The following is a 19,544-nucleotide window of genomic DNA, read 5'->3' as shown; positions in this document are numbered from 1 at the left end:
TCACATACTCATAAGGGTATTCAGTTGCAGGATCGGCTGCAGGATGGCCAGCACGATAAACAGCACCATGCCGGCCATGGTGACCACCAGCAGGGGTTCAAACAGGCTGAGGGACATCTGGATCTGCGCGCTCAGTTCCCGGTCCTGGTTCTCCGCCGCGCGCTCCAGCATGGCGGTCAGCTCACCGCTCTGTTCGCCGCTGGCGATCATGTAGCGCATCATCGGCGGAAACAGCGCCGTGGCCTCCAGCGCGCGATGCAGGCTGACGCCTTCGCGCACCGACTCGCTGGCGGTCTCCAGCTGGCTGCGCGCCCAGGCATTGCTGAGAACGCCCGCGCTGATGCGCATCGACAGCAGCAGCGGCACCGCGCTGGCGTTGAGAATGCTTAAGGTGCGGGCGTAGCGCGCGCTGTTGACGCTGCGCGTCACGCGGCCGATGACCGGCAGGCGCAGAAGCGCCCGGTCCCAGGCGAGCCGCCGGGCAGGCTGGCGCAGCAGATAGCGCAACCCCAGCAGCGCCAGTAACGACAGCAGCACCAGCCAGGGGCCCGCGCTGCGCACCATGTCGCTCAGGCTCATCAGCAGCCGGGTAGAGAAGGGCAGAGCCTGTTTAAGATGGACAAACTGCTCGACGACTTTCGGCACCACGGTGGAGAGCAGAATGGCGATCACGCTGATGGCGACCAGCGTCAGCACGATGGGGTAGATCATCGCCTGCAGCAGGCGGGCGCGAAGCTGCTGGCGCTGCTCGGTATAGTCCGCCAGCCGATTCAGCACGCCGTCGAGATGGCCGGAGGTTTCGCCAGCCGCCACCATGGCGCAGAACAGGCCGTCGAAGCAGGCGGGATAGCCGCGCATCGCCTCCGCCAGCGAATGGCCTTCGAGCACTTTGCTCCGCACCCCGGCCATTAACGTTCTCAGCGGCGCCTTTTCGCACTGCTGGGCGACGGCATCGAGCGCTTTCTCCAGCGGAATGCCGGCGGCGACCAGGGTGGCCAGCTGGCGAGTGAGCAGGGCTAAATCACCGGCGCTGGTGCGCCGGGTAAGGAGTCCGCCGCGCCACAGCCGGCTCGCCGGGTCGGCGGCGGCCACTTCCAGCGCCAGCCAGCCTTTGTCCCGCAGCAGCTGGCGGGCGTGGCGGGCGGAGTCGGCCTGTTGAACGCCGCGGCGGGTTTTGCCCTGCGCGTCCAGCGCCTGATAGCGGAACAGGGCCATCTCAGACGCTATCCGCCGTTTGCTGTTCGGTGACCCGCATCACCTCCTCCCAGCTGGTGATCCCCGCCAGCGCTTTATCGCGCCCGGCATGGCGCAGGGTCTGCCAGGCCGGCCCCAGCTGCTGGATCAGGGTGATCTCATTTTCGCCGCGGTGGATGGCGGCGCGGACGCGGTCGTCGATCGGCAGCAGCTCGTGAATGCCGGTGCGTCCGCGATAGCCGGTGAAATTACACCGGGCGCAGCCTTTTGGCCGCCACAGCGGCGTGCCGGTCGGGACCGCCATCTGCCGGGCGGTATCGGCATCCGCCTGCGTGGGCTGACGGCAGTGCGGGCACAGTTGGCGCACCAGCCGCTGCGACATCACCGCCAGCAGCGACGTGGAGAGTAAAAAAGGCTCCACGCCCATATCCTGCAGACGGGAAATAGCGCCCAGCGCGCTGTTGGTGTGCAGGGTCGACAGCACCAGGTGTCCGGTCAGCGAGGCCTGGACGGCGATCTGCGCGGTTTCGCCATCGCGGATTTCGCCCACCAGCACCACGTCCGGATCCTGGCGCAGGATGGCGCGCAGGCCGCGGGCGAAAGTCATCTCGACTTTGGCGTTGACCTGAGTCTGGCCGATGCCCTCCAGCTCATACTCCACCGGATCTTCAATGGTCATGATGTTGCGCTCCCGGGCGTCGAGGCGGCTGAGGGCGGCGTAGAGCGTCGTGCTTTTCCCGGATCCGGTCGGCCCGGTGACCAGAATGATGCCGTGTGGCCGGGCGATCAGCGCGTCGACCTGGTCGAGCAGGGCGGGGGGCATGCCCAGCGTCAGCAGATCCAGGTTGACGCTGTTTTTGTCCAGCAGGCGCAGCACCACGCGTTCCCCATGGCTGGAGGGCAGGGTGGAGACGCGCACGTCTATTGCCCGCCCGCCGATGCGCAGCGCCATACGGCCATCCTGGGGAACCCGTTTTTCCGCAATGTCCAGGCTCGCCATCACCTTGATACGCGAAATTAACAGCGCGGCCAGCCGCCGCTGCGGGCGGAGAATTTCCCGCAGCACGCCGTCGACGCGAAAGCGGATCTGCAGATGGCGCTCATAGGTTTCGATATGGATATCGGAGGCTTTCTCTTTGATGGCCTCGGTGAGCATGGCGTTGATCAGACGGATAATCGGCGCATCGTCCTCGCTGTCGAGCAGATCGTCGGTATCCGGCAGCTCTTCGGCGAGGGTATAGAGGTCAAGCTCATTGCCGATGTCGGCCATCATCCGGTGCGCTTCCGCCGAGTCGCGCTGATAGCTGAGCACCAGCGCTTTCTCGAACGCGTCCGGCGCCAGACGGCTGACGCTCATCGGCCCGTCAGCCAGGCGGCGCGCTTCCAGCAGCGCCCGGGCGGCGGTGTCCGCGCGGCACAGCGCTTCGCAGCGTTCGCCGTCGCTCAGCAGCACCAGATGGTGCGCGCGGGCCCAGGCGAAGGGCAGCAGCGGACGGCGTTCGGCGGCTGGCGTCATAGGCGGCCTCCGAGGTTAAAAGCGTCAATGGCGGCGCTGACCTGGCGGAAGGCCTGGGTCTCCTGCTGCGGGTAGATGTGCAACAGATCGTTGCTGAGCGATGCTTCGCTGCTCTCTTTGCCCCGCTGTTTGGTTTGCGCATCGTTGAAGGCGGTGTACTGGCCGGAAGAGGCCTGGCGGTACTCATCGCGGTCGCGAATAATGGTCGGGCGGATAAACAGCATCAGGTTGCGCTTCGACACTTTCTTGCTGTCGGAGCGGAACAGCGCGCCGATCACCGGGATGTCGCCGAGCAGCGGCACTTTGTCGGCGGTATCGGTGACGCTTTTATCCAGCAGCCCGCCAACCACCACCGTTTCGCCGCTGCCGACCAGCACGGCGTTATTCACCGTCCGGGTATTAAAGGTCGCTCCGAGATCGCTGCTGGTGCTGGAGGCCGAATCGGCGACGCTCGATACTTCCTGCTCAATCTCCAGCAGCACGGCATCGCCTTCGTTAATCTGCGGCTTCACCTTCAGCTTAATGCCCACGGTTTTGCGCTCGACGGTATTAAAGATGTTGTCGCCGGAGGTGGTTTGCGAGCCGGTTAACACCGGGACTTCCTGGCCGACGTTGAAGGTGGCTTGCATATTGTCGAGGGTGACGATGCTGGGGGTGGCCAGAATATCGTTCTTGGTACTGCTGGAGAGGGCGGTCAGCAGCATCGCCCAGTTCCCCTGATAGAAACCGGCGGCGATACCGTTAAACGAGCCGAGGGCGCTGGCCAGCGAGCTGCTGATGGTGCCGTCTTTGTTGTACTGGTTGGCGCCGGCGATGACGCTGGATATCGGCAAACCGCTGTTGGTGAACTGGGTCATGCCGGCGTTTTTATTGGCCCACTGGATACCGAGATTGAGGCCGTCGGCATCCTGCACTTCGGCGATAATCGCCTCCACCAGCACCTGCGGGCGGCGGATATCCAGCTGGGCGATCACTCGCTCCAGATCGTTCATCACGTCCGGCGCGGCGGTGACGATCAGGGCGTTGGTCTGGCCGTGGGCTTTGATAATGATATTTTTATCGATCGCGGCCACCGGTTTGGCGCTTTGCTTATCGTTCTGCAACGAGCTGCTGATCCCGGTCAGGACCTCCACCAGATCGGCGGCTTTGGCGTACTTCAGGTAGATCACTTTGGTGTTGCCCTGCACCGCCTGCTGGCGGTCGAGCTGTTTGATCATGGCGATAATGCGTTGGCGCGAGTTTGGCTCGCCGCTCACCAGCACCGAGTTGGTACGCTCATCGGCCACCACGTTCGCCACCATCGATCCCGGCAGCGCCGATTTGCTGGTGTCTTTATTGAGTTCGGTAACCAGTTTGACCACCTCCGCGGCGGAGGCCCAGGAGAGAGGCACGGTCACCACGCTGCGATCCCCGGCGTTGTCGACGCGTTCGACAATAGTCAGCAGGCGTTTGATCACCGCCGCGCGGCCGGTCATCAGCAGGACGTTGGAGGGTTCATAATGGACCACGCTGCCGGCGCCAGCGTTATCGTTCAGCTGGCGGAGCAGCGGCGCGAGATCGCGGGCGGCGACGTTGGTCAGGGGCACCACCCGGGTGACGACCTCATCGCCTTCGCCCGGCGCGGCCTCGCTGGCGACCGGAACGGCCGAGGTCTTGGCATCTTTAGCGCGGACCACCTTCAGCACGCCGTTATTCATATTAATCACGGCGAAGCCGTATACATCCAGCACGCTGAGGAAGAATTGATAATATTGCTCTTCATTGAGCATATCGTAACTGCGCACGGTGATAGTACCGCGTACGCTGGGATCGATAATCACCGTTTTATTCAGGTTTTTGCTGACGGTATTGATAAATTCCTGGATATCGGTGCCTTTAAAACTGGCGGAAAATTCCTCCGCGGCGGCCGGGGAAAATAGCAGCGGGGTTAATATCAGCAGCGCAGGCAGCATTTTTCGCAGGCGTTTCATGGTTGGCAATTATTCATCCCCCAGGGCGAAAGCAATATCGTGTCGTTGGCCTTCCCGCTCAACGGTTAGCGTTATTTCGGTCATGTCGGCCAAATTCTGCAGCGCCTGTTGCGCTTGTTCCTGATCGCGTAAATCGATGCCATTTAAGGCAATCGCCAAATCATTTGCCTGTAGGCCGGCCTGGCGAAACAGCGAGGGGTCTTTGCCTGGGTTAAGTCGATAGCCCTGCAGTTTGTCGCCGCTGAGTACCGGCGAAATCGTTAAATACGTGAGGATATTTTGCGGCTGCTCGCGGAGTCGCTTCATCAGGGGCGGACGGGGCGCGGCGGCGGGCGATGACGACGGCGCGCGGGTATCGTTAAATAATAAAATGGCCTCCTGGCGCCCCTGATAGTTGACGATGATCCGGTCTGGCAGGATGGCAGCGATCTGCGCATCGTACCCCGGGGTGGTATCGCCGACGCTAAGGCTAACCTGCTGATTTCCCTTTTCAATAATCGCGATGGATCGCGCCGGGTTGCTGCTGGCGAGCAGCCCGGCCAGACGTAGCTTCAGGCTGGAAACCGGCACCTGATTGAGGCTGGTGGCCGCCGCTGGCGCGGGGGGGTTTTTAGCCGCCAGGCCAAACAGGGTAAATGCGGGCCGCACGTTTTTTAATTCCGGTTCCGCTGCCGGAGGTGCGGTTAACGGCAGGGCGGAAATATCCTCAGAACTGACAGGGAATACCACCCGCCAGGTTAATTTCGCCAGCTGCGGAATGGCGGTTATTAATATGATGAGCGTCACAATTTGGGGTAATAATTTAATTATCCCTTTATTTATATTTGTTAACCCCATCACAGAAACTGGCATTTTAATTCCTTTGCTAATTTATTTTTCTGCACGCTGGCGTAATACCCTACCGAAACAGGTAGGTGATTATTGGCTTTTGAATGAATTATTGCCGGAGAGTGGCGATAAGCGTGGCGAATCATAATCAGTTTGCGGTTTGCGGTCGTCATTCCCTTTATTCATTTACTCCCCCGGCTTCCTACGCCCCCCTCTCATTTGTGGGGGATGATTGCGCCTGGGAAAGCAAAAATATCTAATTAGCGCGCTGTAAAGATATTCATCCTTTCTTACCTTTTATAATTTAATAAGCATATTAGGGACTATCGAATGCTCAGATATACCTGTCATGCCCTATTTATTGGATCGTTAGTATTATTGAGTGGCTGTGATAACAGCTCTTCCTCCTCTTCCTCTGGCTCACCTGGCGACCCAGGTAATCCCGGCACGCCCGACCCGCAGGATGTCGTCGTCCGTTTACCGGACGTTGCCGTCCCTGGCGAAGCGGTACAGGCCTCTGCCAACCAGGCTGTCATTCATCTCGTCGATATCGCCGGCATCACCAGCAGCACGCCGGCCGACTATGCCAGCAAAAACCTCTATCTGTGGAATAATGAAACCTGCGATGCGCTGAGCGCGCCGGTGGCGGACTGGAATGATGTCAGCACCACGCCGACCGGCAGCGACAAATATGGCCCTTACTGGGTGATCCCGTTGACCAAAGAGAGCGGATGTATCAACGTTATCGTTCGCGATGGCACCAATAAGCTTATCGACAGCGACCTGCGCGTCTCTTTCAGCGATTTCACCGATCGGACGGTATCGGTCATCGCCGGCAACAGCGCGGTCTATGACTCCCGCGCCGACGCCTTCCGCGCCGCCTTTGGCGTGGCGCTGGCCGATGCGCACTGGGTCGATAAGACCACTCTGCTGTGGCCGGGCGGGGAAAATAAACCCATTGTGCGCCTCTATTACAGCCACAGCAGTAAGGTGGCTGCCGACAGTAACGGCGAATTTACCGATAAATATGTCAAGCTGACCCCCACCACCGTCAGCCAGCAGGTGAGCATGCGCTTCCCGCATCTCGCTAGCTATCCTGCCTTTAAGCTGCCGGATGACGTTAACGTCGATGAATTGCTGCAGGGCGAGACGGTGGCGATATCCGCCGAAAGCGACGGGATCCTGAGCTCCGCCACCCAGGTGCAGACCGCCGGCGTACTGGACGATACCTATGCCGCCGCCGCCGAGGCGCTGAGCTATGGCGCCCAGCTAACCGATAGCGGCGTGACCTTCCGCGTCTGGGCGCCCACGGCGCAGCAGGTCGAGCTGGTGATCTATAGCGCGGACAAGAAAGTGATAGCCAGTCACCCGATGACCCGCGACAGCGCCTCCGGCGCCTGGTCCTGGCAGGGAGGGAGCGACCTGAAAGGCGCGTTCTACCGCTACGCGATGACGGTCTACCACCCGCAGTCGCGTAAAGTCGAGCAGTACGAAGTGACCGATCCCTACGCCCATAGTTTGTCGACCAACTCGGAGTACAGCCAGGTGGTCGATCTGAACGACAGCGCGCTGAAGCCGGAAGGCTGGGACGGGCTGACGATGCCGCACGCGCAGAAAACCAAAGCCGACCTGGCGAAAATGACGATCCACGAATCGCATATTCGCGATCTCTCCGCCTGGGATCAAACCGTTCCTGCGGAGCTGCGCGGTAAGTATCTGGCGCTCACCGCCCAGGAGAGCAATATGGTCCAGCATCTGAAACAGCTGTCGGCCTCGGGCGTGACCCATATTGAGCTGCTGCCGGTCTTCGATCTGGCGACGGTCAATGAGTTCAGCGACAAAGTCGCTGATATTCAGCAGCCGTTCAGTCGCCTGTGCGAGGTCAACAGCGCGGTGAAGAGCAGCGAGTTCGCGGGCTATTGCGACAGCGGTTCGACGGTTGAAGAGGTGCTGACTCAGCTGAAGCAGAACGACAGCAAGGATAACCCGCAGGTGCAGGCGTTGAATACGCTGGTGGCGCAGACCGACTCCTATAACTGGGGCTACGATCCGTTCCACTACACGGTACCGGAAGGATCCTACGCCACCGATCCGGAAGGCACGGCGCGCATTAAAGAGTTCCGCACCATGATTCAGGCGATCAAGCAGGATCTGGGAATGAACGTCATTATGGACGTGGTGTACAACCACACCAACGCCGCCGGCCCGACCGACCGCACTTCGGTACTGGATAAGATCGTCCCCTGGTACTATCAGCGTCTGAACGAAACTACCGGCAGCGTGGAATCGGCTACCTGTTGCTCCGACTCGGCGCCAGAGCACCGGATGTTCGCCAAGCTTATCGCCGATTCACTGGCGGTATGGACCACCGATTATAAGATCGATGGCTTCCGCTTCGACCTGATGGGCTACCACCCGAAAGCGCAGATCCTCTCGGCCTGGGAACGCATTAAAGCGCTGAACCCGGATATCTACTTCTTTGGCGAAGGCTGGGATTCCAACCAGAGCGATCGCTTTGAAATTGCCTCGCAAATCAATCTCAAAGGCACCGGGATCGGCACGTTCTCCGATCGTCTGCGCGACGCCGTGCGCGGCGGCGGGCCGTTCGACTCCGGTGATGCATTGCGCCAGAACCAGGGCGTGGGCAGCGGGGCCGGCGTTCTGCCGAATGAGCTGACCACCCTGACCGACGATCAGGCGCGTCACCTCGCCGATCTGACCCGTCTCGGCATGGCCGGTAACCTTGCGGACTTCGTGCTGATCGACAAAGACGGCGCGGTGAAGAGAGGCAGCGAGATTGACTATAACGGCGCGCCAGGCGGCTACGCGGCTGATCCGACGGAAGTCGTGAACTATGTGTCAAAACACGATAACCAGACGCTGTGGGACATGATCAGCTATAAAGCCGCTCAGGAGGCAGATCTCGATACCCGCGTCCGGATGCAGGCGGTGTCGCTGGCGACGGTGATGCTCGGCCAGGGGATCGCCTTTGACCAGCAGGGCTCAGAGCTGCTGCGCTCTAAATCCTTTACCCGCGACTCGTATGATTCCGGCGACTGGTTTAACCGCGTGGACTACTCCCTGCAGGACAACAACTACAACGTCGGTATGCCGCGCAGCAGCGATGATGGCAGCAACTATGACATCATCGCCCGCGTGAAGGACTGGGTGGCCACCCCGGGCGAAGCCGAGCTCAAGCAGATGACCGCGTTTTATCAGGAGCTGACCGCGCTGCGTAAATCGTCGCCGCTGTTTACCCTCGGCGACGGCGCGACGGTGATGCAGCGCGTGGACTTCCGCAATACCGGCGCCGATCAGCAGACTGGTCTGCTGGTGATGACCATCGATGACGGGATGCAGGCTGGCGCCAGCCTGGACAGCCGCGTCGACGGCATCGTGGTGGCGATCAACGCTGCCCCGGAAAGTCGGACGCTGCAGGATTTCGCCGGCACATCGCTCCAGCTGAGCGCTATTCAGCAGGCGGCGGGCGACCGGTCGCTGGCCAGCGGCGTGCAGGTTGCCGCTGACGGCTCAGTCACGCTGCCGGCCTGGTCGGTTGCCGTCCTCGAATTGCCGCAGGGCGAATCGCAGGGCGCCGGCCTGCCGGTGAGCAGTAAATAAGGTGACGTGGGGCGCCCGTAAGGGCGCCTTCTCGTTATCATGAGGGAACAGGAGACCGTTGTGATTGTTCGTGATGACAGTGAAAGAGGGATCCCCCCGCTGGTGGCGCATCAGCCGCCCACCGCACTGGCGGACGCGCCGGTGGTCCGCGGCCGGATGGTGCAGATCCCTGGCTGGATTATCCCGCTATACGCCGGATTATTTATCGCGCTCGGCTGGTTTGGCGGCGAGCAGTGGCGTCACCCGGCACCGCCGCAAACGCTGCCCTTGCCGGTGGCGCATGCGGCGCTTCTACCGTTAACCGCTGCCGGAGAGGCCGCGCCAAAGACGCCGCCGCCGGCGGCAAAAGCCAGCGCGCCCGCCGCGCCGGTGGTGGACAGCGATACGCTGCCGCCTCTGCGCTACAGCGCCCATGTCTACGCCTCGTTAGCGGAAAAGCGCAGCATTGTGTTAAACGGCAAAGCGTGGACCGAGGGCGATTCCCCGCTGCCCAATCTGGTGGTGGAGCAGATCCAGCAGGATGTGACGATCTTTAGCTTCAATGGCACGACCTTTACCCTCGCGGCGCTGGAGGACTGGCCCGGCGGGAAAATTGACGAGGAGCCGAAAGGCGAATAAGGAGCAAGCGCAATTCAATGCGCGTTGAAGATATTTTGCTTAGTCGCCGCGTAGGCTGGCAATAAAGGGAGCAAGCTGGCGATTAAATTGACTGCACTGTGTGGCTTCCGGGGTGCTGTCCTGTAAAAGCTGTTGGTAAAGCCGGTCGCTATTTTGACTTAACGTTGCCGGGTCAATATTTCCCCATCCGCGCGCTTTGCCGACATTCACCACCGCCCGATAAATAGTTTCATCGGCGGGCAGATCGCTACGATTACATTTATTCTTGAGATAGCGCGTTCCTGCCGCCACGGACGAGAGCTGCTCGAGCTGTGCCTGGCTACTGATGGCCGGACTGAGCGTTGAGGCGGGTTTCTGTTGGCAGCCAGAGAGTAAGGCCACCACGCAAAGCGGGAATATAAGTGGAATGCGCATAGTAGAGTAATCAAAATAATGAATCACTGGCCGCTAGTTTAACAAATATTTCCCTGGTGTCATCATAAAATATTATTCTACATAAATGTTAACAGCCTCTCATTTTTATTGGCAGAAACTCGATTCATCCCCTTTACTTCTCTCAATAATAAATGCTGTCGTCCAGGAAATATATTTTCAGTCTGAGGCGATGCCGCCGCATTTGGCATCAGGGCGAGCGTCATTTTTTATGTTATTAAAAAACATACTCTTTCCCATCTTGTTACGTAAGCACGAGGTAAAATGCTGGTTAAGAATGTCGCATTTTAGTGCTATCCTGTATGCCCTGAACATTACGTGCTATGTTCTGACTTATTCTGCCAGTGATGCGTTTAACACATTGATTTTATGGTGAATTTCTATTGTTAGTATCATGTGAAGCGAAGCAAAGCAACCCTTTGAAAGGTGGGCGGCGCGTTCTGCCCGCCAGCAGGTTGTCGTCCCGAGGATGAGCAGCCTGAACGTTAATTTGAGAGATTTCTTCTTCCTCTGAACGGAGGAAGTATTGAGAATCAGGCCTTTGCGCCTGAACGTTGCGGAGAAAAAGCATGGCGGGAGATGACCGCGAGCCTATCGGACGTAAGGGAAGACCCTCACGTCCGACAAAACAGAAAGTCACCCGTCGCCGGGTCCGGGAAGAGGACTACGACGACGAGTATGATGACGATGATTATGAGGATGAGAAACCGGTGCCGAGAAAAGCCAAAGGCAAAGGTGGCAAGCCTCGTCGTAAGCGCAGCTGGCTGTGGCTGCTGGTCAAGCTGGGGATTGTCTTCGCGGTGCTGATTGCCGCCTATGGCGTCTACCTCGACCAGAAAATCCGCAGCCGCATCGACGGTAAAGTTTGGGAGCTGCCGGCTGCGGTCTATGGCCGGATGGTGAACCTTGAGCCGGACATGCAGATCAGCAAAAACGAGATGGTGCGTCTGCTGAACGCCACCCAGTATCGTCAGGTTAGCGCGATGACGCGTCCCGGCGAATATACGGTGCAGGCCAACAGCATCGAGATGATCCGCCGTCCGTTCGATTTCCCGGACAGTAAAGAAGGGCAGGTGCGCGCGCGTCTGACCTTCGACGGCGACCATCTGGAAACCATCGAGAATATGGATAACAACCGCCAGTTCGGGTTCTTCCGCCTCGATCCGCGGCTTATTACCATGCTGCAGTCGCCGAACGGCGAGCAGCGTCTGTTCGTGAAGCGCAGCGGCTTCCCTGACCTGCTGGTGGATACACTGCTGGCGACCGAAGACCGCCACTTCTACGAGCACGATGGCATCAGCCTCTATTCCATCGGCCGTGCGGTGCTGGCGAACCTGACGGCAGGCCGGACGGTGCAAGGGGCAAGTACCCTGACCCAGCAGTTGGTGAAAAACCTGTTCCTCTCCAGCGAGCGCTCCTACTGGCGTAAAGCCAACGAAGCGTACATGGCGCTGATCGTCGACGCCCGCTACAGCAAGGATCGCATCCTTGAGCTGTACATGAACGAGGTGTACCTCGGTCAGAGCGGCGATAACGAAATTCGCGGCTTCCCGCTGGCCAGCCTGTACTACTTTGGCCGTCCGGTGGAAGAGCTGAGCCTCGACCAGCAGGCGCTGCTGGTGGGGATGGTGAAAGGGGCCTCGGTGTATAACCCGTGGCGCAACCCGAAGCTGGCCCTTGAGCGACGCAATCTGGTGCTGCGTCTGCTGCAGCAGCAGCAGGTCATCGACCAGGAGCTGTACGACATGCTGAGCGCGCGTCCGCTGGGCGTGCAGCCGCGCGGCGGGGTGATTTCACCACAGCCGGCGTTCATGCAGATGGTGCGTCAGGAGCTGCAGGCGAAGCTGGGCGATAAAGTAAAAGATCTCTCCGGCGTGAAGATCTTCACTACCTTCGACTCGGTGGCGCAGGATGCCGCGGAAAAAGCGGCTACTGAAGGGATCCCGGTACTGAAGAAACAGCGCAAGCTGGCAGATCTGGAAACCGCCATGGTGGTGGTGGACCGCTTTACCGGTGAAGTGCGGGCGATGGTCGGCGGCGCGGAGCCGCAGTTCGCGGGCTACAACCGCGCGATGCAGGCCCGCCGGTCGATTGGTTCTCTGGCCAAGCCGGCGACCTATCTGACCGCGCTGAGCCAGCCGAATCAGTATCGCCTGAATACGTGGATCGCCGATGCGCCAGTGACCATTCGCCTGTCCAATGGCCAGACCTGGTCGCCGCAGAACGACGATCGTCGCTTCAGCGGCCAGGTGATGCTGGTAGATGCCCTGACTCGTTCGATGAACGTGCCGACGGTTAACCTCGGGATGGCGCTGGGCTTGCCGGCGGTGGTCGATACCTGGACCAAACTGGGGGCGCCGAAGAGTCAGCTCAACGCCGTGCCGGCGATGCTGCTTGGTGCGCTGAACCTGACGCCGATTGAAGTGGCCCAGGCCTTCCAGACCATCGCCAGCGGCGGCAACCGTGCACCACTCTCCGCCCTGCGGTCAGTGATTGCGGAAGATGGCACGGTGCTGTATCAGAGCTACCCGCAGGCGGAGCGCGCGGTGCCTGCCCAGGCGGCCTACATGACGCTGTGGACCATGCAGCAGGTAGTGCAGCGCGGGACGGGGCGTCAGCTGGGGGCGAAGTATCCGGGCCTCCATCTGGCGGGGAAAACCGGGACCACCAACAATAACGTCGATACCTGGTTTGCCGGGATCGACGGTAGCCAGGTGACCATCACCTGGGTGGGTCGCGACAATAACCAGCCAACCAAACTGTACGGTGCCAGCGGTGCGATGTCGATTTATCAGCGTTATCTGGCGAACCAGACGCCAACGCCGCTGGTGCTGACGCCGCCGGAAGATGTGGTCGACATGGGCGTGGACAGCAACGGCAACTTCGTCTGCAGCGGCGGGATGCGTTCGCTGCCGGTGTGGACGACGCAGCCGGATGCGCTGTGCCGCCAGGGCGAGATGATGCAGCAGCAGCAGTTGCAGCAGCAGGAAGCGAACAACCCGTTCAATCAGTCCGGGCAGCAGCAGCCTCAGCAGCAACAACAACCGCAGCAACAGCCGCCGAAGCAGCAGGAGAAGAGCGACGGCGTCGCGGGCTGGATCAAGGATATGTTCGGCAGTAACTGATTTAAGCCCTAAGACCAGACCCCTTAAGACGAAAGTATTAAGGGGTTTTTTTATGCCTGTAAAAAAGTTAACGGCTCTTTAACTCCATAATAACTATCTGGTTATTAATTCAGCCTTCAACCCGCAGCGACAGGCATATCGCTTGCCTTGCCTTCGACGTTTCGCCTATTATATCGCCCGTCATAATAATAATTCTCGTTTACGTTATCATTCACTTTCATCAGAGATATACCCATGGCGCGTCCAAAAACTGCTCAGCCAAATCACTCGCTGCGTAAAGTCGCAGCTGTAGTAGCCACGGCGGTTAGCGGCATGTCTGTCTACGCACAGGCAGCAGAACAACCGAAGCAAGAAGAAACCATCACCGTCGTTGCCGCTCCGGCCGCCCAGGAAAGCGCCTGGGGACCGGCGCCGACCATCGCGGCGAAACGCTCCGCCACGGCGACGAAAACCGATACCCCGATTGAAAAAACGCCGCAGTCTGTGTCGGTGGTGACGCGCCAGGAGATGGAGATGCGCCAGCCGACGACGGTAAAAGAGGCGCTCTCCTATACGCCAAGCGTCTTCTCCACCCGCGGCAGTTCGACCACCTATGACGTGGTCACCATTCGCGGCTTCACCACCTCGACGACCGTCAACACCAACCAGTATCTGGACGGCATGAAGCTGCAGGGGAATAACTACTCTGAAGTCTCCATGGATCCTTACTTCCTGGAGCGCGTGGAAGTGATGCGCGGGCCAACTTCGGTGCTGTACGGCAACAGCAACCCGGGCGGTATCGTCAGCATGGTCAGCAAACGCCCGACCACCGAGCCGCTGAAAGAAGTGCAGTTTAAGATGGGCACCGACAATCTGTGGCAGACCGGGTTTGACTTCAGCGACGCCATTGATGATGCCGGCGTCTGGTCTTACCGCCTGACCGGCCTGGGCCGCAGCCAGGATGCCCAGCAGCAGATGGCGAAATCGACCCGCTACGCGGTGGCGCCCTCCTTTAGCTGGCGTCCGGACGATAAAACCGACTTCACATTCCTGAGCAACTTCCAGAATGACCCGGATGCGGGCTACTACGGCTGGCTGCCGCGTGAAGGCACCGTGGTGCCGTATTACGACGCCAATGGTAAGGCGCACAAGCTGCCAACCGATTTCAATGAAGGCGAAGCGGATAATAAAATCTCCCGCCGCCAGAAGATGGTGGGCTACAGCTTCTCCCATCAGTTCGATGACACCTTTACCGTGCGGCAGAACCTGCGCTATGCCGAGGTCGATACCCTGTATCGCTCGGTGTACGGCAATGGCTATGTCGCGCCGGGCTACATGAATCGCGCCTATGTGCGCTCCGACGAGCACCTGAACACCTTTACCGTCGATACCCAGCTGCAGTCTGATTTCGCCACCGGCGCGGTCAGCCATACGCTGCTGACCGGCGTGGACTACTCGCGGATGCGTAATGATGTGGATGCCGACTACGGGACGGCGGATCCTATCAGCATGAATAATCCGCAGTACGGCAACCCGAATATTCAGGTTACCTTCCCGTACGCGGTGCTCAACCGGATGGAACAGACCGGCCTGTACGCGCAGGATCAGATGGAGTGGGATAAGTGGGTCATGACCCTGGGCGGTCGTTACGACTACGCCACCACCTCAACGTTAACCCGCGCCACCAACAGCCTGGCGGAGAACCACGACCAGCAGTTCAGCTGGCGCGGCGGCATCAACTACCTGTTCGATAACGGTATCTCTCCGTACTTCAGCTACAGCGAATCGTTTGAACCGGTATCGGGCTCCAGTAGCAGCGGCAAGCCGTTCGATCCGTCGCGCGGTAAGCAGTATGAAGCCGGCGTGAAATATGTGCCGAAAGATATGCCGGTGGTGGTCACCGCGGCGGTCTATCAGCTGACCAAAGACAAGAACCTGACGGCGGATCCGGCTAACCAGGCGTTCAGCATCCAGACCGGCGAGATCCGCTCCCGCGGCCTTGAGCTGGAGGCGAAAGCGGCAGTTAACGCCAATATCAACCTGACCGCAGCCTACAGCTATACCGATGCGGAATACACTCACGATACGGTGTTCAACGGCAAACGTCCGGCGGAAGTGCCGCGTAATATGGCCTCCCTGTGGGCGGATTATACCTTCCACGAAACCGCGCTCAGCGGTCTGACGATTGGGGCCGGGGCGCGCTATATCGGTTCAACGGTCAGCTACTACAAAAATGACACCAGCACCGGTAAGAAAAATGATTCCTTTAGTGTGGCCGGTTATGCGCTGATGGATGCGACGGTGAAATACGATCTGGCGCGCTTTGGCCTGCCGGGGTCGTCGGTCGGCGTCAACGTCAACAACCTGTTCGACCGCGAATATGTCTCCAGTTGCTACAGCGAATACGCTTGCTACTGGGGGGCCGGACGTCAGGTCGTCGCCACCGCCACCTTCCGTTTCTAACCACCTACGGGCGCGGTTCGCCGCGCCCTTTATCAGGTTATCGCTATGCAGGAACAGACTCCGCACGCAGAAACCACCTTCGCGTTGGATCGCGTCACTTTCCGTGTGCCTGGCCGCACGTTGCTCCATCCGCTCTCGCTCACCTTCCCGGCTGGAAAAGTCACAGGCCTGATCGGTCATAATGGCTCCGGCAAGTCGACGTTACTGAAAATGCTTGGCCGTCATCAGCCGCCTTCCGCAGGCGATGTGCTGCTGGACGGCCAGCCGCTGGAGAGCTGGGGCAGCAAAGCCTTTGCCCGCAAAGTGGCCTATCTGCCGCAGCAGCTGCCGCCGGCCGAGGGTATGACGGTGCGTGAGCTGGTGGCCATCGGCCGCTACCCGTGGCACGGCGCGCTGGGTCGCTTTGGCGCGGCGGACCGCGAGAAAGTGGAAGAGGCGATTGCGCTGGTGGGGCTGAAGCCGCTCGCCCATCGCCTGGTGGACAGCCTCTCCGGCGGCGAACGCCAGCGGGCGTGGATCGCCATGCTGGTGGCGCAGGACAGCCGCTGTCTGCTGCTCGATGAACCCACCTCGGCGCTGGATATCGCCCATCAGGTTGATGTCCTCGCGCTGGTGCATCGTCTCAGCCAGCACCGCGGCCTGACGGTGATCGCCGTCCTGCACGACATTAATATGGCGGCCCGCTACTGCGACTATCTGGTGGCCCTGCGCGGCGGAGAAATGATCGCCCAGGGGACGCCGGCGGAGCTGATGCGCAGCGACACCCTGGAACAAATCTACGGCATCCCGATGGGGATCCTTCCGCACCCGGCCGGCGCGGCGCCGGTAAGCTTTGTCTATTGATGATGACCCCGACTCAGATAACCCGACGCCGCCTGCTGACCGCGATGGCGCTCTCGCCGCTGCTGTGGCAGATGCGCGGCGCGCAGGCGGCGAACGTTGACCCGCAGCGCGTGGTCGCCCTGGAGTGGCTGCCGGCGGAGCTGCTGCTGGCGCTGGGCGTCACGCCTTACGGCGTGGCCGATATCCCCAACTATCGCCTGTGGGTGAACGAACCCGCGCTGCCCGACTCGGTGATCGATGTCGGTTTGCGTACCGAACCCAATCTTGAACTCCTGACGCAGATGAAACCGTCATTTATCGTCTGGTCGGCAGGCTATGGCCCGTCGCCGGAGAAGCTGGCGCGTATCGCCCCCGGCCGCGGATTTACCTTCAGCGATGGCAAACGTCCGCTGGCGATGGCTCAGCGCTCGCTGCTGGAGATGGCTGACCTGCTGGGCAAAACACAACAGGCTCAGCGCCACCTGGCGGAGTTTGAGGCGCTGCTGGCGAGCCTGAAGCCGCGTTTTGCCGGGCGCGGCGACCGTCCGCTGTTGATGATCTCCCTGCTCGATCCGCGCCATGTACTGGTTTTTGGCGAAAACTGCCTGTTCCAGGAAGTGCTCGATCGCTTTGGCATCAAAAACGCCTGGCGGGGCGAAGCGGCGTTCTGGGGCAGCGTCAGCGTTGGCATCGACCGGCTGGCGGAATTTAACGAGGCCGATGTGATCTGTTTCGATCATGGTAACGAGCGGGAGATGACCCAACTGCTGGCGACCCCGCTGTGGCAGGCGATGCCGTTCGTGCGCGCGGGGCGCTTCCAGCGCGTTCCGGCGGTGTGGTTCTATGGCGCGACGCTGTCGGCGATGCATTTTGCCCGCGTGCTGGCCGAGGCCCAGGGGAGTCCGGCATGAATAGGCGTATTTCACCGTTAGCCATTATCCTGCTGGCCGGGCTGCTGGTTGCCGCCTTCGCGTTGAGCATCGTCAATCTCAATGTCGCCTTGCCCTATGCGCAATGGCGGCAGGCGCTGTGGCAGCCGGATAGCGATCGGATTGCCCAGATGCTGTTTCATTACAGCCTGCTGCCGCGGGTGGCCGTTTCACTGCTGGTGGGGGCCGGGCTGGGACTGGTCGGCGTACTGTTCCAGCAGGTGCTGCGCAATCCGCTGGCGGAGCCAACCACCCTTGGCGTCGCCACCGGCGCGCAGCTGGGGATCACGGTCACTACGCTGTGGGCCATCCCCGGCGTGCTGGCGTCGCAGTTTGCCGCGCTGGCCGGAGCCTGTCTGGTGGGAGCGCTGGTGTTTGGCGTCTCCTGGGGCAAGCGCCTGTCGCCGGTAACGCTGATCCTGGCGGGCCTGGTGGTCAGCCTATACTGCGGGGCGCTTAACCAGCTGATGGTGATTTTCCATCACGACCAGCTGCAGAGCATGTTCCTGTGGAGCACCGGGACGCTGACGCAAACCGACTGGAGCGTGGCGCAGCGCCTGTGGCCGCAGCTGCTGGGCGGCGCAGTACTCACGCTGCTGCTGCTGCGTCCGCTGACCCTGATGGGGCTCGATGACGGAGTGGCGCGCAACCTTGGGCTGGCGCTGTCTCTGGCGCGCCTCGGCGCCCTGACGCTGGCGATCGTAATGAGCGCGCTGCTGGTCAACGCGGTCGGGATTATCGGCTTTATCGGCCTGTTCGCGCCGCTGCTGGCGAAAATGCTCGGCGCTCGTCGGCTGCTGGCGCGGCTGCTGCTGGCGGCGCTGATCGGCGCGCTGCTCCTGTGGCTTTCAGATCAGGTGATCCTCTGGCTGAGCAGGGTATGGCGGGAAGTCTCCACCGGCTCGGTCACCGCCCTGATTGGCGCGCCGCTGCTGCTGTGGCTGCTGCCGCGGCTGCGCAGCATCAGCGCCCCGGTGATGAACGGCGGCGATAACGTGCAGCCTGAGCGCTATCACGTGCAAGGGTTTGTTCTCGGGGGCGTCGCGTTGCTGCTGCTGGCGGTGAGCGTGGCGCTGGCCTTTGGTCGCGATGCCCACGGCTGGCTGTGGGCTCACGGCGATCTGCTGGAGCAACTGCTGCCCTGGCGCTGGCCGCGAGTGCTGTCGGCGCTGTTCGCCGGGGTGATGCTGGCGGTCGCCGGCTGTATTATCCAGCGCCTGACCGGCAACCCGATGGCCAGTCCGGAAGTGCTGGGCATCAGCTCCGGCGCCGCCTTTGGCGTGGTGCTGATGCTGTTCTTCGTCCCTGGCGACGCCTTTGGCTGGCTGCTGCCGGCCGGGAGCCTTGGCGCGGCCGGCACCTTGCTGATCATTATGCTGGCCGCCGGGCGCGGCGGCTTTTCGCCGCATCGGATGCTGCTGGCGGGGATGGCGCTCAGTACCGCCTTCACCATGCTGCTGATGATGCTGCAGGCCAGCGGCGATCCGCGCATGGCGCAGATCCTGACGTGGATCTCAGGGTCGACCTACAGCGCGACGCCGGAGAGGGTGGTCCGCAGCGGCGCGGTGATGCTGCTCCTGCTGGCGCTGGCGCCGCTCTGTCGCCGCTGGCTGACCATCCTGCCGCTGGGCGGGGAGGCGGCGCGAGCGGTGGGCATGGCGCTGACCTCATCGCGGATTGTTCTGCTGCTGCTGGCGGCCTGCCTGACGGCGGCGGCGACGCTGACCATCGGCCCGCTGAGCTTCGTCGGGCTGATGGCGCCGCATATCGCACGGATGATGGGCTTCCGGCGCACGCTGCCGCATATGGTGATCTCCGGGCTGACTGGCGGGCTGCTGCTGGTCTTCGCCGACTGGTGCGGACGAATGATCATGTTTCCCTACCAGATCCCGGCGGGGCTGTTATCAACCTTTATCGGCGCGCCATACTTTATCTATTTGCTGAGAAAGCAGAGCCGCTAACGCGTGGCGTTAGCGCGAAAGATCCCGGATAGCGGCGCGTTGCGCTTTATCCGGGCTACCGCACGGTGCCGTTTTTTTGTTGGGTA

General features: G+C 60.9%; 13 protein-coding genes. 7 read left to right on the top strand and 6 right to left on the bottom strand.

All coding sequences use genetic code 11. From position 1 onward, the window contains the following. From gspF to ABLU50_RS04450, 5 genes are read right to left on the bottom strand one after another with little or no spacing between them, the layout of a single operon-like run. Positions 1-1,215: a type II secretion system inner membrane protein GspF gene (gene gspF, locus ABLU50_RS04470; protein ID WP_004204418.1), complete on the bottom strand. Its 1,215-nt coding sequence runs from the start codon at positions 1,213-1,215 to the stop codon at positions 1-3. Between the two features lies 1 nt (position 1,216). Beyond that, positions 1,217-2,710 carry a type II secretion system ATPase GspE gene (gene gspE / locus ABLU50_RS04465; RefSeq protein WP_017901153.1) on the bottom strand — a complete coding sequence of 498 codons (1,494 nt, stop codon included), beginning with the start codon at positions 2,708-2,710 and terminating at the stop codon, positions 1,217-1,219. Beyond that, positions 2,707-4,680, bottom strand: coding sequence for a GspD family T2SS secretin variant PulD (gene pulD, locus ABLU50_RS04460; RefSeq protein WP_004204420.1), 1,974 nt, complete (start codon positions 4,678-4,680; stop codon positions 2,707-2,709). The genes gspE and pulD overlap by 4 nt, the downstream gene beginning before the upstream one ends. A gap of 9 nt (positions 4,681-4,689) precedes the next feature. Then, positions 4,690-5,532, bottom strand: a complete 843-nt coding sequence (gene gspC, locus ABLU50_RS04455; RefSeq protein ID WP_023319762.1) for a type II secretion system protein GspC — start codon at positions 5,530-5,532, stop codon at positions 4,690-4,692. Beyond that, a complete protein-coding gene (locus ABLU50_RS04450) occupies positions 5,517-5,654 on the bottom strand; it encodes a hypothetical protein (protein ID WP_032426032.1) in 138 nt (45 codons plus the stop codon). The genes gspC and ABLU50_RS04450 overlap by 16 nt, the downstream gene beginning before the upstream one ends. 184 nt (positions 5,655-5,838) lie before the next feature. Between ABLU50_RS04450 and pulA the strand changes: the two genes are divergently transcribed. Together pulA and gspB are read left to right on the top strand one after the other, a co-directional pair. Then, positions 5,839-9,129, top strand: a complete 3,291-nt coding sequence (gene pulA, locus ABLU50_RS04445) for a pullulanase-type alpha-1,6-glucosidase (protein WP_049093663.1) — start codon at positions 5,839-5,841, stop codon at positions 9,127-9,129. Positions 9,130-9,189: 60 nt separating this feature from the next. Beyond that, positions 9,190-9,747, top strand: a complete 558-nt coding sequence (gene gspB / locus ABLU50_RS04440) for a type II secretion system assembly factor GspB (RefSeq protein WP_048323025.1) — start codon at positions 9,190-9,192, stop codon at positions 9,745-9,747. Positions 9,748-9,786: 39 nt separating this feature from the next. On the opposite strand, the gene gspS is transcribed toward gspB, so the two are convergent. Next, on the bottom strand, positions 9,787-10,161 hold the full coding sequence (gspS, locus tag ABLU50_RS04435) for a type II secretion system pilot lipoprotein GspS (RefSeq protein WP_023319765.1): 375 nt from the start codon (positions 10,159-10,161) through the stop codon (positions 9,787-9,789). A gap of 587 nt (positions 10,162-10,748) precedes the next feature. Here gspS and mrcB point away from each other — a divergent pair. From mrcB to fhuB, 5 genes are all read left to right on the top strand, one after another. Beyond that, positions 10,749-13,304 (top strand): bifunctional glycosyl transferase/transpeptidase, encoded by a 2,556-nt coding sequence (gene mrcB, locus ABLU50_RS04430; RefSeq protein ID WP_087833090.1) that lies wholly within the window; start codon positions 10,749-10,751, stop codon positions 13,302-13,304. A gap of 234 nt (positions 13,305-13,538) precedes the next feature. Next, positions 13,539-15,746, top strand: coding sequence for a ferrichrome porin FhuA (gene fhuA / locus ABLU50_RS04425; protein ID WP_004204430.1), 2,208 nt, complete (start codon positions 13,539-13,541; stop codon positions 15,744-15,746). A 45-nt stretch (positions 15,747-15,791) separates the two neighbouring features. Further along, positions 15,792-16,589 carry a Fe3+-hydroxamate ABC transporter ATP-binding protein FhuC gene (gene fhuC / locus ABLU50_RS04420; protein WP_057213484.1) on the top strand — a complete coding sequence of 266 codons (798 nt, stop codon included), beginning with the start codon at positions 15,792-15,794 and terminating at the stop codon, positions 16,587-16,589. Further along, positions 16,589-17,479 (top strand): Fe(3+)-hydroxamate ABC transporter substrate-binding protein FhuD, encoded by an 891-nt coding sequence (gene fhuD, locus ABLU50_RS04415; RefSeq protein WP_087833089.1) that lies wholly within the window; start codon positions 16,589-16,591, stop codon positions 17,477-17,479. The genes fhuC and fhuD overlap by 1 nt, the downstream gene beginning before the upstream one ends. Beyond that, positions 17,476-19,458 (top strand): Fe(3+)-hydroxamate ABC transporter permease FhuB, encoded by a 1,983-nt coding sequence (gene fhuB / locus ABLU50_RS04410; protein WP_004204433.1) that lies wholly within the window; start codon positions 17,476-17,478, stop codon positions 19,456-19,458. Before fhuD ends, fhuB begins: the two co-directional genes overlap by 4 nt. Positions 19,459-19,544: the final 86 nt, after the last annotated feature.

Origin of the sequence: Klebsiella sp. GG_Kp173 (genome assembly GCF_040062415.1) — a bacterium.
Classification (GTDB): domain Bacteria; phylum Pseudomonadota; class Gammaproteobacteria; order Enterobacterales; family Enterobacteriaceae; genus Klebsiella; species Klebsiella quasipneumoniae.
The sequence above is the reverse complement of the archived record's forward strand: the minus strand, read 5'-3'. Positions and strand labels throughout refer to the sequence as shown.

What these genes read in the sequence shown, in the direction of transcription:
- gspF (WP_004204418.1), bottom strand. Translation starts at nt 1,215, where the DNA reads ATGGCCCTGTTCCGCTATCAGGCGCTGGACGCGCAGGGCAAAACCCGC.
- mrcB (WP_087833090.1), top strand. Translation starts at nt 10,749, where the DNA reads ATGGCGGGAGATGACCGCGAGCCTATCGGACGTAAGGGAAGACCCTCA.
- ABLU50_RS04450 (WP_032426032.1), bottom strand. Translation starts at nt 5,654, where the DNA reads ATGATTCGCCACGCTTATCGCCACTCTCCGGCAATAATTCATTCAAAA.
- fhuA (WP_004204430.1), top strand. Translation starts at nt 13,539, where the DNA reads ATGGCGCGTCCAAAAACTGCTCAGCCAAATCACTCGCTGCGTAAAGTC.
- gspE (WP_017901153.1), bottom strand. Translation starts at nt 2,710, where the DNA reads ATGACGCCAGCCGCCGAACGCCGTCCGCTGCTGCCCTTCGCCTGGGCC.
- fhuD (WP_087833089.1), top strand. Translation starts at nt 16,589, where the DNA reads ATGATGACCCCGACTCAGATAACCCGACGCCGCCTGCTGACCGCGATG.
- gspC (WP_023319762.1), bottom strand. Translation starts at nt 5,532, where the DNA reads ATGCCAGTTTCTGTGATGGGGTTAACAAATATAAATAAAGGGATAATT.
- pulA (WP_049093663.1), top strand. Translation starts at nt 5,839, where the DNA reads ATGCTCAGATATACCTGTCATGCCCTATTTATTGGATCGTTAGTATTA.
- fhuB (WP_004204433.1), top strand. Translation starts at nt 17,476, where the DNA reads ATGAATAGGCGTATTTCACCGTTAGCCATTATCCTGCTGGCCGGGCTG.
- pulD (WP_004204420.1), bottom strand. Translation starts at nt 4,680, where the DNA reads ATGAAACGCCTGCGAAAAATGCTGCCTGCGCTGCTGATATTAACCCCG.
- fhuC (WP_057213484.1), top strand. Translation starts at nt 15,792, where the DNA reads ATGCAGGAACAGACTCCGCACGCAGAAACCACCTTCGCGTTGGATCGC.
- gspS (WP_023319765.1), bottom strand. Translation starts at nt 10,161, where the DNA reads ATGCGCATTCCACTTATATTCCCGCTTTGCGTGGTGGCCTTACTCTCT.